Source organism: Mycobacterium sp. (assembly GCF_035653355.1).
In the GTDB taxonomy this organism is placed as follows: domain Bacteria; phylum Actinomycetota; class Actinomycetes; order Mycobacteriales; family Mycobacteriaceae; genus Mycobacterium.
On sequence record NZ_DASRBZ010000255.1, the window covers coordinates 1 to 14,800 of the forward strand.

Annotated in this window: 9 protein-coding genes; 7 read left to right on the forward strand and 2 right to left on the reverse strand. The window is 65.8% G+C overall.

Translation table 11 applies throughout. From position 1 onward, the window contains the following. The 7 genes from VFA16_RS08820 to VFA16_RS08850 form a co-directional block, all read left to right on the forward strand. The coding region (locus VFA16_RS08820; protein WP_324967443.1) for an ESX secretion-associated protein EspG at nucleotides 1-728 on the forward strand (728 nt) is incomplete at its 5' end. 172 nt (nucleotides 729-900) lie between these two features. Continuing rightward, nucleotides 901-2,409, forward strand: coding sequence for a type VII secretion integral membrane protein EccD (eccD, locus tag VFA16_RS08825; RefSeq protein WP_324967444.1), 1,509 nt, complete (start codon nucleotides 901-903; stop codon nucleotides 2,407-2,409). After that, nucleotides 2,387-4,147 (forward strand): type VII secretion-associated serine protease mycosin, encoded by a 1,761-nt coding sequence (gene mycP, locus VFA16_RS08830; RefSeq protein ID WP_324967445.1) that lies wholly within the window; start codon nucleotides 2,387-2,389, stop codon nucleotides 4,145-4,147. The genes eccD and mycP overlap by 23 nt, the downstream gene beginning before the upstream one ends. Beyond that, nucleotides 4,144-5,343: a type VII secretion protein EccE gene (eccE, locus tag VFA16_RS08835; protein WP_324967446.1), complete on the forward strand. Its 1,200-nt coding sequence runs from the start codon at nucleotides 4,144-4,146 to the stop codon at nucleotides 5,341-5,343. Before mycP ends, eccE begins: the two co-directional genes overlap by 4 nt. Continuing rightward, nucleotides 5,340-7,169, forward strand: a complete 1,830-nt coding sequence (gene eccA, locus VFA16_RS08840) for a type VII secretion AAA-ATPase EccA (RefSeq protein WP_324967447.1) — start codon at nucleotides 5,340-5,342, stop codon at nucleotides 7,167-7,169. Before eccE ends, eccA begins: the two co-directional genes overlap by 4 nt. Nucleotides 7,170-7,389: 220 nt before the next feature. Then, complete coding sequence (locus VFA16_RS08845) at nucleotides 7,390-7,818, forward strand: hypothetical protein (RefSeq protein WP_324967448.1); 429 nt, start codon at nucleotides 7,390-7,392, stop codon at nucleotides 7,816-7,818. A gap of 54 nt (nucleotides 7,819-7,872) precedes the next feature. Continuing rightward, on the forward strand, nucleotides 7,873-12,357 hold the full coding sequence (locus VFA16_RS08850) for a cation-translocating P-type ATPase (protein WP_324967450.1): 4,485 nt from the start codon (nucleotides 7,873-7,875) through the stop codon (nucleotides 12,355-12,357). Between the two features lie 265 nt (nucleotides 12,358-12,622). Here the strand turns inward: VFA16_RS08850 and VFA16_RS08855 are convergent, their stop codons facing one another. Together VFA16_RS08855 and VFA16_RS08860 are read right to left on the reverse strand one after the other, a co-directional pair. Beyond that, a complete protein-coding gene (locus VFA16_RS08855; RefSeq protein WP_324967449.1) occupies nucleotides 12,623-13,009 on the reverse strand; it encodes a three-helix bundle dimerization domain-containing protein in 387 nt (128 codons plus the stop codon). Beyond that, on the reverse strand, nucleotides 13,006-14,784 hold the full coding sequence (locus tag VFA16_RS08860; protein ID WP_324967451.1) for an NRAMP family divalent metal transporter: 1,779 nt from the start codon (nucleotides 14,782-14,784) through the stop codon (nucleotides 13,006-13,008). The genes VFA16_RS08855 and VFA16_RS08860 overlap by 4 nt, the downstream gene beginning before the upstream one ends. Nucleotides 14,785-14,800: the final 16 nt, after the last annotated feature.

Sequence of the window (14,800 nt, forward strand, 5' to 3'; positions counted from 1 at the left end):
TCATCGACGACAAGGTCAACGACCAGGTGGCCGAGCGGATGCGGGTGCTGGCCGCGCCAGACTTGGAGGTCATCGCGCTGCTGTCGCGGGGCAAACTCCGTTACGGCGTCATCGAACCGGAGGAAGGGGAGGAGCAGCCGGTCGGCTCGCGCGACATCCCCGACAACGAGTTCCGCGTGGTGCTGGCACGCCGCGGGACGCACTGGGTGTCGGCCGTGCGGGTCGCCGACGAAATCACGGTCGACGACGTGGCGATCACCGACACCCCCTCGATCGCGGCCCTCGTGTTCGACGGGCTGGAGTCCATCCACCACGCCGACCCCGCCCAGATCAACGCGGTCAACGTGCCGCTGGACGAAATGCTGGAGGCAACCAAGGCGTGGCAGAGCGCCGGGTTCAACGTGTTCTCCGGCGGGGATCTGCGGCGGTTGGGTATCAGCGCGGCCACCGTGGCAGCACTCGGTCAGGCGCTGGCCGACCCTCAGGCCGAGGCGGCGGTCTACGCGCGGCAGTACCGCGACGACGCCAAGGGCCCGAGCGCCTCGGTGTTGTCGCTGAAAGACGGATCCGGCGGGCGCATCGCGCTCTACCAGCAGGCCCGCACCGCGGGTTCGGGCGAAACTTGGCTGGCTATCTGCCCTGCCACTCCCCAGCTGGTACAGGTGGGGGTCAAGACCGTTTTAGAGACCCTTCCGTTCGGCGAGTGGAAAACGCATCGAAGAGTTTAACAACACACGTCGAATAACGGCCGTACCAACAACTTTCGCTAACTCATTCGCTCGGCGTGCGGACACAACCAAATACTTTAGAATTAGCTCGATGACCGCAGCAGGCGGGACAATTCAGAAATTGCGAGGCGAGACAGATGCATTCAGTATTAATTGACCGGACTGCGGAACAATGACCGCAGTAGTCGAAGCGCAGCAGCCCGGCGCTGACGCAATCGGCTCACCTCAGGCGGCGGTGGTGGCCATCATGGCCGCCGACGTCCAGATCGGCGTGGTACTGGACGCCCATGCCCCGCTGTCGGTGATGATCGATCCGCTGCTGAAGGTGGTCAACACGCGCCTGCGCGAGCTTGGGATAACGCCGCTGCAGGCCAAGGGCCGCGGCCGCTGGATGCTGTGCCTCGTCGACGGCTCGCCGCTGCGACCCAACCTGTCGTTGACCGAGCAAGAGGTCTACGACGGCGACCGGTTGTGGCTGAAGTTTCTCGAAGACACCGAACACCGCTCCGAGGTCATCGAACACATCTCGACGGCAGTCGCGGCAAACCTCAGCAAGCGCTTCGCCCCGATCGACCCGGTCGCCGCGGTCCAGGTCGGTGCGTCGATGGTGGCAGTCGGTGTCGTACTGGCCAGCGGCTTGCTGGAGTGGTGGCGCTGGCGCCACGAGTCGTGGCTGCCGGCTCCCTTCGCGGCGGTGATCGCGGTGCTGGTGCTGACCGTGGCCACGATGATTCTGTCGCGTTCCCAAACAGTTCAAGATCGGCGGGTCGGCGACATCCTGCTGCTGAGCGGCCTGGCGCCGCTGGCCGTGGCGATATCTACCACCGCCCCGGGCCCCGTCGGCGCACCGCACGCGGTGTTGGGCTTCGGTGTCTTCGGCGTCGCGGCGATGCTGGTCATGCGGTTCACCGGCCGTCGCCTGGGAATCTATACCGCGCTGGTGACGATCTGCGCTGCGGCGACAATCGCGGGTCTCGCCCGGATGGTGCTGCTGACCAGCGCGGTGACGTTGCTGACCTGTGTGCTGCTTGCCTGCGTACTGCTGTATCACGGTGCCCCTGCGCTGTCGCGCTGGCTGTCGGGCATCCGGCTGCCGGTCTTTCCGTCCGCCACCAGCCGCTGGGTATTCGAGGCACGGCCCGACCTGCCGACCACCGTCGTGGTTTCCGGTGGGGGACAGCCGACTTTGGAGGGCCCGTCCTCAGTGCGCGACGTCATGCTGCGCGCCGAGCGAGCCCGATCCTTCTTGACCGGCCTGCTGGTCGGTCTCGGTGTGCTGACGGTGGTGTGCCTCGCCGGTTTGTGCGATCCACACGCCGGGCGTAAGTGGCTGCCGTTGCTGCTGGCCGCCTTCACCTTCGGCTTCCTGATGTTGCGAGGCCGCTCGTATGTAGACCGTTGGCAGTCAATAACTTTGGCGGCAACCGCGGTGCTCATCATTGCCGCCGTCGTGGTGCGCTACGTGCTGGTGTCGGGCTCGCCGGCGGTGTTGTCAGCCGGGGTCGCGGTCTTGGTGTTGCTCCCGGCGGCCGGTTTGGCAGCCGCCGCGGTAGTGCCCAACACCATCTATAGTCCGCTGTTCCGCAAATTCGTGGAATGGATCGAATACCTCTGCCTGATGCCGATATTCCCGCTGGCGCTGTGGCTGATGAACGTCTATGAAGCGATCCGGTACCGGTAAGGGTCGGCTGTGGTGCGGCCGAGCGGCCGGAGCAACCGCAACCACGCTTCTGGTCGCCGCCGCTGCGCTGGCCGGATCACCGTACGCAGCTGCGATCGCTCCTCCCGTGGTCGACCCGGGAGCCCTGCCGCCTGACGGGCCGCCCGGACCGGCACAGCCGATGAGGCAGAGCTCCTACTGCACCGAGGTAGGAGTGTTGCCCGGCACCGACTTTCGGGTGCAGCCGAAATACATGGACATGCTGAACTTGCCCGAGGCATGGCAATTTGGCCGCGGCGGCGGGGTAAAGGTCGCCGTCATCGACACCGGGGTGACACCACATCCCAGACTGCCGCACCTGACCCCCGGCGGCGACTACGTGATGGGCGGAGGCGACGGGTTATCAGACTGCGACGCCCACGGCACGATGGTGGCGTCGGTCATTGCCGCGGAACCGGCAAACGGTGCGGCCGCGGCGGCGCCCCCGCCCCGCAGGCCGCTACCGGTTCCTACCAACGAGCCGCCGCCACCGCCTCCGCCACCACAGACGATCACCATGTCTGTGCCGCCTCCGCCACCCCAGACGATCACGATGGTGCCGGCTCCGCCGCCGTCGGAGGAACCAGCCGGCCCTCCGGCCCCGCCGTGGATGCCTCAACCGCCGAAGGCGCCGGGCGCCGCGAACCGTGGGCACGGAAGTATAACGACGCCAAGCTATTCCGGGGGTCGACGAGTAATCGTCGCCGATCGCACGCAGCCGCGCGAACCACCGCCGCCACCACCACCGCCTGCGGCTCCGGATGCTTTCAACGGCATCGCCCCTGATGTCGAGGTGATTTCAATTCGCCAGTCGAGTCAGGCGTTTACCGCCAAGGAGCCATTCGGGGGAGACGAGGATCCGCAGACCCGGCAAAAGTCGGACAACATCCGGACCATGGCCCGGGCGATCGTGCACGCGGCGAATATGGGTGCATCGGTGATTAACATCTCGGACGTGACCTGCATGAGTGTCCGTAATGTGCTCGACCAAGCCGACCTGGGCGCTGCGGTCCGCTACGCGGCGGTCGAGAAGGACGCCGTCATCGTCTCTGCTGCCGGTGACACCAGCAAGAAAGACTGCAAGCAGAATCCGGTCTTTGATCCGTTGCAGCCCAACGATCCCCGCGATTGGAATGGTGTGAACACCGTCGTAACTCCCTCCTGGTTCAGCGACTATGTCCTGTCGGTAGGTGCGGTGGATTCCAGCGGGGCGCCGATGACCAACATGAGTGTGGCGGGGCCGTGGGTATCGATCGCTGCCCCTGGCACCGACATCGTGGGGCTGTCACCCCGCGACGACAGCGTGATCAATGCGATTGAGGGGCCGGAGAATTCGCTGTTGGTGCCGTCGGGCACGAGCTTTTCCACGGCGATTGTCTCCGGCGTGGCGGCCTTGGTCCGCGCCAAATACCCGCAGCTGTCAGCGCATCAGGTGATCAACCGGTTGATCCGGACGGCGCGGCCGCCCGCCCGGGGCGTGGACAATCAGCTCGGCCATGGCGTCGTCGACCCGGTGGCCGCGCTGACGTGGGATGTGCCCGAGGGTCCGGCGAAGCCGCCCGAGAAGCTGTCCGCGCCACTGAAACCGCCACCGCCGGCGCCGCCCCGCAACATGACGCCTGTATGGGTGGCCGCCGGTGGGCTTGCTGCCTCCCTGCTGATAGCCGGGGCAGTGGTCGGTGGTGCAGTGTTGATGCGGCGGCAAGGGAGACAGCCATGAGAGCGCAGCGCCGATTCGGAATCGACCTGTCATGGCCGCGCCTTACCGTGGTGTTCCTCATCGACGTCGCGGTGTTGGCACTGGTCAGTCATTTGCCCGACGCCTGGCAGACAAACCACATCGCGTGGTGGGCGGGTGTGGCGGTGTCAGTGTTGGTGACGATCGTTGCGGTCTTCACTTACCGGCGGACGCCGCTCGCCACCGCACTGGCCGCACGGGTGCTGGACCGATTTGTCGATCCGGAAATGACACTCACCGAGGGGTGCACGCCCGCTATCGATCACCAGCGCCGCTACGGCCGTGACGTGGTCGGTATCCGCGAATACGACGGCCAGCTGGTGGCGGTTGTCGCGGTGGACGGTCAGGACGAGGGCGCGTCGGGGCGGCACCGCAACCAGGAAGCAGGGCAGGGGTGGTTGCCGGTGGAGCCCATCGCGGCTCGGCTGCGCCAGTTTGACGTGCGTCTCGACGCGATCGACATCGTTTCAGTGGGAACGCGGCACGCATCCGGTGCCAAGTTTGTCGCGGACGACGACGACACCGGTCCGTTCGCGGATGGGCGTCCGTTCGATGAGCACCACACCTGGCTGGTGTTGCGGATGGACCCGCAGCGCAACGTTGCCGCGGTGGCCGCCCGCGATTCGGTGGCCTCCACGTTGGCGGCGGCCGCTGAGCGGCTGGCTCACGACCTCGACGGGCGTCGGTGGAGGGCGCGGCCGTTGACCTCCACTGAGATCGACGAGATGGACGCCACGGTGCTGGCAGGCCTGCAGCCGGCGCACGTCAGCCCGCGCCGGCGGCGGCTGAAATACAAGCAGCCCGAAGGACACAAAGAATTCGTAACCAGTTTCTGGGTCTCGCCGCGCGACATCGAGACTGAGACGCTGGAACGGCTCTGGCAGCCCGACACCGAGGCCACCGCGGTAACGCTTCGGCTTACTCCCCGCCACGGCGGTGCGGAGGTGTCAGCATGGGTGCGCTACCACAGCATCCAGCGGCTTCGCCGAAGCGTGTGGAGCGGACTGAACCGGCTGACCGGTCGCCAACTGGACGCCGTGTGCGCCAGCATGCCAGTGCCCACCCGACGTTCACGGCTGGTCGTTCCTGGTCGCGAGTTGCGTGACGACGAAGAGCTCGCGGTGCTGGTGGGCCAGGCGTCGGAGCCCTCACCAACCCCCGCGGTGGCGCAACGATGAGCAGTCCGCAGACTGCCACCGATGCGCGCAACGCGATGGTGGCTGGTCTGCTGGCATCCGGCATTTCGGTGAGCGGTCTGCAACCTAGCCACAATCCGCAGGTGGCGTTGCAGATGTTCACCACGGCCACCAAGATCGATCCCGGCATGTGTGATGCCTGGCTGGCCCGACTGTTGGCCGGCGATCAGAGCATCGAGGTGCTGGCAAGCGCATGGGCGGCCGTCAATACATTCGGATGGGAGATTCGCCGGCTTGGCTTGTCCGACTTGGAGTTTCGTCCACAGGTCTCCGATGGACTGTTTCTCCGACTTGCGATTACCAGCGTGGATTCGCTGGCCGCCGGGTATGCTGCCGCGCTCATCGACGCCAAACGCTACGCGGAGGCGGCACGGCTACTGGACGAGACTCAGCCGCGACAACCGTTCGACGCCGAACTGGTCCGCTACGTGCGCGGCCTGCTGCATTTCCGCACCGGCCGCTGGCCCGATGTGCTCACCCAGTTCCCGGCAGCCACACCGTGGCGCCAGCCGGAACTGAAATCCGCTGGGGCGGCGATGGCCACTACCGCGCTGGCCTCGCTTGGGGTTTTCGAGGAAGCCTGCCGGCGCGCCGAAGAGGCGATCGAAGCCGACCGGGTACCCGGCGCCGCCAATGTCGCGATGTATACCAAGGGGATGTGCCTGCGGCATTTGGGTCGCGAAGAAGAGGCCGTCGAGTACCTGCGGCGGGTGTATGCGCGTGACGCCAAATTCGCGCCGGCCCGAGAAGCGCTGGACAACCCCAACTATCGGCTGGTGCTGACCGATCCGGAAACCATTGAGGCCCGCACCGATCCATGGGATCCCGACAGTGCGCCGACCCGCGAGCAGACCGAGGCCGCACGCCATGCCGAGATGGCCAAGAAGTATTTGGCCGAGGGTGACGCGGAGCTCAACGCGATGCTGGGCATGGAGAAGGCCAAGCAGGAAATCAAGCTCATCAAGGCCACGACCAAAGTGAATCTGGCGCGCGCCAAGATGGGCCTGCCGGTGCCGGTGACCTCGCGTCACACCCTGTTGCTGGGGCCGCCCGGGACCGGAAAGACTTCCGTGGCACGGGCTTTCACCAAGCAGCTGTGTGGGCTGGGAGTGTTGCGCAAGCCGATGGTGGTGGAAACCAGCCGCTCGAAGCTGCTGGGCCGCTACATGGCCGACGCCGAGAAGAACACCGAGGAGATGCTCGAAGAAGCGCTCGGCGGTGCGGTCTTCTTCGACGAGATGCACACCCTGCACGAGCGCGGCTACCACCAGGGCGACCCATACGGCAACGCGATCATCAACACCGTGCTGCTCTACATGGAAAACCACCGCGACGAACTGGTGGTGTTCGGAGCCGGATACGCGAAGGCGATGGAGCGGATGCTGGAGGTCAATCCTGGCCTGCGGCGCAGATTTTCGACGGTGATCGAGTTCTACAGCTACACGCCCGACGAGCTGATCGCGCTGACCAAGTTGATGGGCCGGGAAAACGAAGACGTCGTCAGCGACGAAGCGGTCGAGGTGTTGCGGCCCTCCTACACCAAGTTTTATCTCGAGGAGAACATCTCCGAGGATGGCGACCTGATCCGCGGTATCGACGTGCTCGGCAACGCCGGGTTCGTACGCAACGTGGTGGAGAAGGCCCGTGATCACCGCAGTTTCCGCCTCGACGACGAGGACCTCGACGCGGTGCTGGCCAGCGACGTCGACGAGTTCAGCGAGGACCAGCTACGCAAGTTCAAGGAACTGACGCGCGACGATCTCGCCGAAGGCCTCAGCGCGGCAGTAGCCGAGAAGAAAACGGACTAAGCACCCTCGCACCAGCGGCGCGGTCGACGCGTCGGTGCGTTCGCGGCCAAAAGATATGCATTCTCTATGCATTCACTCGGCGGACGTCGGTGTTTGTTCATCGATGCCTAAGCTGCCGTTGGAGCGGATTTCGCTTTTTGGAAGTTTGTCGCGTCGGAGCCCGCAACGGCGGCGCCGCGGCGGGTTGGATGCGGTTGATTACACGCAAGGAGTTGTCGTCGTGGGTGTCGTCGATGGCACAGTGCGCAAAGTAGGTCAAACGGCGGGCCGGGCGGCGGCGGCGACCACCAAAGCCGCGGGCGCGGTGGGCGGCGCTGCCGTCAATGGCGTCGTCGGTGCTGTGGCGGGAGCGGCGGCCGGTGTGCAGCGCGGTGCCAGTACGGGCAGTTACTCGATGCCGCTAGCCGTCTTGACGTTGGGCGCACTTGGTGCCAGCGGTCTCGTTGAGTGGCCGCTGGTGCTGGCCGTCGGCGGTGGCGCATTGTTGTTGCGGCAGACGAACCGTCCGCACGAGATGGCGGCCACTCCGGCGAAGCCAACACCCGCGACGACTGCCCCCACGAAGTCCACGGAATCCAAACCGACGCGATCATCGCAGGCTAAACAGACGTCGCCACGGCGGCCGCGTCGCGGCAGTCAGCCACGTTAGCAACCATCCGTCCTGCGTTTAACCACATTCAAAGCCATGCCTATGCCAAAGTTCCTGCCTCTGCGCGCGATCACAACGGGAATCCAGGCGACCTCGGCGCTTTCCGACGCAATGGTGCACACCGCGACGGCCGCTACTCAGACCGCGTGGACAGTGGCGTCGGCAGCTCTCGACATCGCCACCATCCCTATTTGGAAAGGCGCCAAGGTGATAGCGAGCTCGACGCCGACTCGGCGCTGTTGGAGCGGTGACGGCCGCGCGTGGATCGAGGTGCGCGGACTGAACGCTCCCGACGGCCCGAAACGCGGACGCGTTGTGCTTGATGCCCTTCAGGCACATCCCGACGTCACATCGGCAAGCCTGAACCGCCCGCTGTCGCGGGTCGTCGTCGAGATCGAAAGCGACCGGACGACGCTGCGCGACCTGTGTTCCATAGTCGGTGACGCCGAAACCCGCTGCGGCGAGGTCGCCCTCGACGGCACACGCGACAGTTGTGATCCCCGCGGCAACTTGCCGGGCGATGGCCTCTTGCTGGCGACCAGAGTGGCGTTGGTGGGCGCGAACGCGGCCGGGTTGGGCATCGCGGTGGTGGGCCGCGCGCTGCGGTTGCCCAGAGCGCCGATCACCGTCGAAGCAGTGGCCGCCATCGCCAACTACCAGCCGCGGCTGCGTCGCCTGCTCGAGGACAGAATCGGCAGTGCGGCGACCGAGACCGTGTTATCGATGGCCACTACCGCGGCCTACGTCGCCACACTGTCGCCGCCGTCGCTGGCAGTGGAGCTGATGATGCAGGCGCTCAAGGCCGCCGAGTGCCGCGCCGAAGCCCAGGCATGGGGCCGCCGCGAACCCGCGCTGGCACGGTACGCCGAGGACGAAAATGCGCCGCGACCGTCGCGCCCGGTGCCGCCACCGGCTGGCTCGGTGGAACGCCACGCGCGGCGTATCGCGTTCGTGCAGGCGATTGGTACCGGCTTGGTCGGCGCCATCGCCCGTAACGTTGAAATGGCTTCGACGGCAACGGTGGCGGCTGCCCCCAAAGCCATGTACACGGCATGCGAGTCGTTCGCGGCGACCCTCGGACGCGGGTTGGCCGACCACTATTCGGTGTTGCCGTTGCGGCCGGACAGTTTACGCCGACTCGACAAGGTCGACGCGTTGCTCATTGATCCGCGTGCTTTGTGCAGCGAGAAGTTACGAGTAGTGCGGGTTCGCGGTGCCCACGATGACCAGCTGTCCGCTGCGTGGAATCGCGCTCAAGAGCTGCTCCACCAGCCCGGCCTGGGTCCGGGCTGGCATCCCGTATCGGGGGTGCCGGCGCGTAGACCCGGTCGGAATGGTGCGGTGGAAGCGCTGATTTTGCCCGCGCATCACCCCTTGGCGTCGGCCGTAGTGGCTGAGGGACGCGGGTCCGGGGCGAAGATGGTTTCGGTCGACGTCGACATCATTGGTGAGCTCGGTGAGTTGCGGCCTGCGTTCGACGAGATCAGGCCGGTTCACGACGGGACCATCGACGAAGCGCTCGCCGATGCGCTGGCCGACCTGCAACAGGCCGGCCACACCGTCGCGGTGCTGTCATCGCCTGGCGCGCAGCCCCTTTCCTCCGCCGATGTGGCGCTGGGAATTTGGTCGAACGACGGCACGTCACCGCCATGGGACGCGGATCTGATGCTGGCTGATCTGACTGGCGCGTGGCAGGTGCTGCACTCACTGCCTGCGGCCAGAGAGGCGAGCCGGCGCGGCATCGCGATATCCGCGGGGGCGTCGGCTTTGGGCGCACTGCTGATGGTGCCCGGCGTTCGGGGGCGCGGACCCGGTCCTGTCGCCATCGGCGCCGCCGCCGGGCTGCTCTCGGGATACTTGCTGGCCCGCGGCGCAATCCGTTCGGCCACACCACGTCCGGCGCCCGCGTATGAGTGGCATGCGATGTCGGTCCAGCAAGTCCGCGAGGTGCTGCCGCCACCCGGACCCGAGGCAGAGTCGTCGGTTCCGACAGCCGCCCGGCGCGGCGCCGAACTGAGCGCACGAATTCCGAAGACAGTCTGGCAGTTCGCCAATGCCGTCCGCGCCGAGTTGTCGGACCCGTTGACTCCGGTGCTGGCATTGGGTTCCGTGGCCACCGCAATGCTGGGTTCGCCGATCGACGCGGTGATGGTCGGTGCGGTATTGACCGGAAATTCCATGCTGGCGGCTGCTCAACGGCTGCGAGCCGAGAGCCGGCTGAACCGCCTACTGGCTCAACAGATCCCGCCAGCACACAAGGTTGCAGTCGGTCCTGACGGAAAACGCTCCTACAGCAAGGTCGTCGCGGAGCGACTGCAGCCGGGCGACGTGATCGAGGTGCGCAGCAATGAAGTGGTGCCAGCAGACGCCCGGCTGATCGTGGTAGAGGACCTTGAGGTCGACGAATCGTCGCTCACTGGCGAGTCGTTGCCGGTGGGGAAGCAGGTCGAAGCCACACCCGGCGCCGAGCTGGCCGAACGTCGCTGCATGCTATATGCGGGCGCCCACGTCGTGGCGGGGACGGGGATCGCGCTTGTGACCGCCGTCGGGGCGGACACGCAGGAACGTCGCGCGGCCGAACTGGCCTCTGGTGACCTGCCGACCGTCGGACTGCAGCACCAGCTCAGTCAGCTGACCAAGCGCGCTTTTCCAATCACCGCGAGCGGCGGCGCGGTCATCAGCGCACTCGGGTTATTGCGCCGCGGGGATCTTCGCCGAGCGCTGGCCAGCGGCATTGCGGTTGCGGTGGCAGCTGTCCCAGAGGGGATGCCGCTGGTGGCGACACTGGCACAGCAAGCATCGGCACGGCGACTGAGCAATTTCGGTGCCCTGGTGCGCGTTCCGCGATCGGTGGAGGCTCTCGGGCGCGTCGATGTGGTCTGCTTCGACAAGACAGGAACACTGAGTGAGAACCGCCTGCGAGTGGCACGGGTCCATCCCTCCGAGGGCTATTCCCGCGAGGATGTGTTGCGTTGTGCCGCGCATGCTGTACCGGCGCCCAACGGCGCCCCGCATGCGCATGCGACGGACCGTGCCATCGTCGAAGCTGCGTTGTCCGTTAACGGTTCGAGTCCTCAGCCAGAACCGGACACCCATCTGCCGTTCCGCTCCGGGAGATCATTTTCAGCATCGGTGTCGGGTGCGGAATTGACCGTCAAGGGCGCACCTGAAGTGGTGCTGGCGGCGTGCCAAGACGTCGGCGCAGAGATGGAGCACACCGTGCATCAGCTGGCCGCCGAAGGGTTGCGGGTGATCACCGTGGCCCGGCGCCGACTGAACGCACAACAGGTGCAGTCGGTACAGCACGACCCTGAGCGCATTGTCGAACTGTGCGCAACGGGGTTGTCGCTGGCCGGATTCCTCGGCCTCTCCGATACCCCGCGACCGCAGGCACCGCAGCTGCTAGCCGACCTCGCTGATCGGGACGTGGCTATCCGGCTGATCACCGGTGACCATCCCGTTACCGCCGTAGCGATCGCCAAGGAGCTCGGCCTGCCCGTGGCCGGCGACCAAGTCATCACCGGGTCCGAATGGAATGCCTTGTCGCGCAAGGACCAAGAACGTGTGGTTGCCGAGCGGGTGATCTTCGCTCGGATGTCACCGGAGAACAAGGTGCAGATCGTCCAGACGCTCGAACGCGTCGGGCGGATATGCGCCATGGTCGGCGACGGCTCCAACGACGCGGCAGCGATCCGAGCCGCCACCGTCGGCGTCGGCGTCGTCGCACACGGAAGCGACCCGGCCCATACCGTAGCCGACGTGGTGCTGACCGATGGCCGCATCGAATCACTCCTGCACGCAGTCGAGGAAGGGCGGCGACTGTGGCGGCGGGTGCAGGCGGCGGTGTCTGTGTTGCTCGGCGGCAACGCAAGTCAGGTGATCTTCGCCATTGTTGGCAGTGCGGTTACGGGTGACTCGCCGCTGAATGCCCGCCAGCTGCTGCTGATGAACGTATTTACCGACGCATTACCTGCCGCCGCTCTTGCGGTTAGCATGCCGAGCGGTCCCGTGCGGCGCGCCGGACGTGGACCTGATGAACGGATGCTGTGGCGTGCCGTAGGCATCCGGGGGGGGACCACCGCGGCCGCCGCCACGGCGGCGTGGGCGATGGCCATGGTTACCGGGCGGCGCGAGCGCGCTGCCACGGTCGCGCTGATCGCGTTGGTGGCCGCCCAGCTCGGCCAAACCCTGGTGGAGTCGCACGATCCACTTGTGCTGTTCACCGCCGCCGGCTCGCTTGCCGCGTTTATGGCGATGATCAGCATCCCCGGGGTCAGCCAACTGCTCGGATGTACCCCTGTGGGTCCGTTCGGCTGGGCGCAGGGGTTGGGGTCCGCCGCTATAGCGACCGTCGCGATGGCTGCAGCGACTCGACTGGCGGCCGGCCGGCGGGCGTCTCGGTCTGCGGCGCCGCTGATCGACTCGCCGGCCGATCGTCAGTCGCGTGATTCTGATCCGGAGTCTTCGCGACGCCAGCGCGCTACCGCAGCGCACAAGCCTACGGCAACCGCATCAATACCAGCCGCAGCATCACTGTAACCGTGACGTACTGTTGGAGAACATTGTTCGGGCTCTGCAAAATCGCCGTTGACGCATATGGTCATTCACAGGAGATGATCAGTAAACCCAGAGGTGATTTCCTGGCAACCTCTTCGCCGGCAACCGGTGACTGCCATCGAGGGTTCCCAGTCCGCGGGGCGGTCACGTCAGGCCGGCGTCGGCGACGGCGACGGCAGTAGTCGAGAAGAAACGGTTTGAGCGATGCAGCGTATACGGCTCGGCCAGCAACTTGAGGTGGCGGAGGTCAGCTATTCAGCCGCAGCATGACGGCACCCGTTAAGTTACTCAGTTCTTCGCTGGCACGCCGCTCCACCAGTAGCGGGATAAAATCCCGCACGGTGCTCTGCTGGAACTGCGTGTATGCGTGCTGGACCACCGCAGCAACATCGTCGGGCGGCAGCGCCGCATACTTCTGGACGAGACGACGCTCAACCGCGTCGATCATCGCCCGCTCTTCTTGAGGCACCCGATCATTGTGTCCATCGCATTGCAACTGGTCAACCGACAGATTGATTTTGGGCAACAAGCTTTTTCGCTCCTTGTGCGTTGAAACTGATGTTGACCTCTTGGTCTTGGCGCGGGCGCTCATAGCTGGTCGTGGGCCGTTGGCGAGGTTTTTCTCCTCGGTCACCCCACGCCTGCTTGGACGACTTTGACGACGACCACCACACCGGCCAGGACCAGATAGACGCGTAGCGTCAACAGCCCCGCCCGGCGTACCGGCGACATCAGCGGCCGCTCCAAGGTCGGGAAGGCGGGCATGCGCCAGGTAGCACGGACCTTGTCGCGGAAAGCCTTCCGGTCGGCACGGGTCAACTTCGGGAGGTTGTCGAGTTCCTCGATCTGATCGGGATCCAGCGCACCGAACGGCACGGTATCTTCCGCACCGCGCCGGTCGGCGTACCAACCGATTGCGAACACGATCGCCGCCCCCAACAGGCCGATTACAGCGCCGACAACGAGGCCGCCTTCGAGCGTCGCGGTGGACAGGTTGGGAAACAGCGTCACCACTGTCAACATCAGCGACAGCACAACCAGCGACCAGACGATGATCCAGGCTAAGGCGTTCTGGCGGAAGGTGTTTGCCCATGGGCCCAGCACCGGGCGGTCGTTGCACAGCAAGACCAAAAACACGGTCGCCGACGGTAGCAGGATGCCGGCAAGGACCTGCACCCCCTGCGTGATCAGCCCGAGGACATGATCCGGGCTGAATGCAACCGCAGCCGACAGCGCGAGCAGCGCGGCGTACGTGCTGTAAAACAGCGGGGCCTCGGTGACCTTCCAATGCAGCGAATGCGGCTTGCCCACCGCATCACCGAGCGCGTAGGTGGTGGACAACCCGATCACGTTCGCGCCGATGAGCGAGCAGTCCAGCAACACGATCGCAAACAGCACGCCCACGGTGTGTCCGACGTGGTGGGACAGCTGGGACGCAACTGCGCCCGCGTCGATGAAGTTGCCGGCGTCGCTGGTGCCGCCCAACCCAAACGCGGTGGCCGCCATGAGCGCCACGCCTCCGCCGATGACCCCCACGATGCCGATCACCAAATCGGCTCTGCCGTAAGGAATCCAGCGGGGAGTGATCCGCTTGTCGACCACGTTGGACTGCTGAAAGAACAACTGCCATGGTGCCACGGTCGTCCCCACGATCGAGATGATCACCATCAACACAATCGAGTCGGGTTCGCCCGGCAAGGAGGGGATCAGCCCGCGCGCGCTCTCGCCCAGGGCCGGATGGACCAGCAATACCACCGGGATAAGGGCCACGTTGGTCGCGATGAGCACGAACATCAACCGCTCCCAGCGGCGGAAAGAGCCACCAGCTACGACCCCGAACAGCAACACCGCGGCGGTCGGGATCGCAATCGTCTTCGGGCAGCCCAGAAATCCGAGTGCCAGTGATACGCCGATGAATTCGGTGACGATGGTCAACGCGTTGAGGATCAACAGGTCACCCAGGCTGAACGCACCCCAGAACTTGCCGAACCGTTCGAAAATCAGCCGCGCGTGACCAACCCCGGTGACCGCACCCAGCCGCAGCACCATCTCCTGGTTGACGTAGAGCACCGGGATCATCAGCACCAACGTCCACAGCAGGCTCATCCCATAGTTCTGTCCCACCTGCGAGTAGGTCGCCACACCACCGGCATCGTTGTCGCCGATCATGACGATCAGTCCCGGACCGGTGATGACCATCAGCGTCCGCAGTCGCTGCCAGCGGGTCCGGCCCGGCCCGGTGGCGTCCCTGGCGATACGGCCGAACGCGCCGATGATGTCGCCGACATGCGCCGAGTCGAGCGCCGCCGAGCCAGACGAGTCGGCGATCGGGTGGGCCCGGGTTTCGGCGCCGGTGTCGCTCGGTGCAGTATCGGGCTCGCCCTGCACCTCGGTGGAGAAGGAAGTCATCAGCAGGCTCGCTTTC

What these genes read in the sequence shown, in the direction of transcription:
- eccA (WP_324967447.1), top strand. Translation starts at nt 5,340, where the DNA reads ATGAGCAGTCCGCAGACTGCCACCGATGCGCGCAACGCGATGGTGGCT.
- eccD (WP_324967444.1), top strand. Translation starts at nt 901, where the DNA reads ATGACCGCAGTAGTCGAAGCGCAGCAGCCCGGCGCTGACGCAATCGGC.
- eccE (WP_324967446.1), top strand. Translation starts at nt 4,144, where the DNA reads ATGAGAGCGCAGCGCCGATTCGGAATCGACCTGTCATGGCCGCGCCTT.
- mycP (WP_324967445.1), top strand. Translation starts at nt 2,387, where the DNA reads ATGAAGCGATCCGGTACCGGTAAGGGTCGGCTGTGGTGCGGCCGAGCG.
- VFA16_RS08860 (WP_324967451.1), bottom strand. Translation starts at nt 14,784, where the DNA reads ATGACTTCCTTCTCCACCGAGGTGCAGGGCGAGCCCGATACTGCACCG.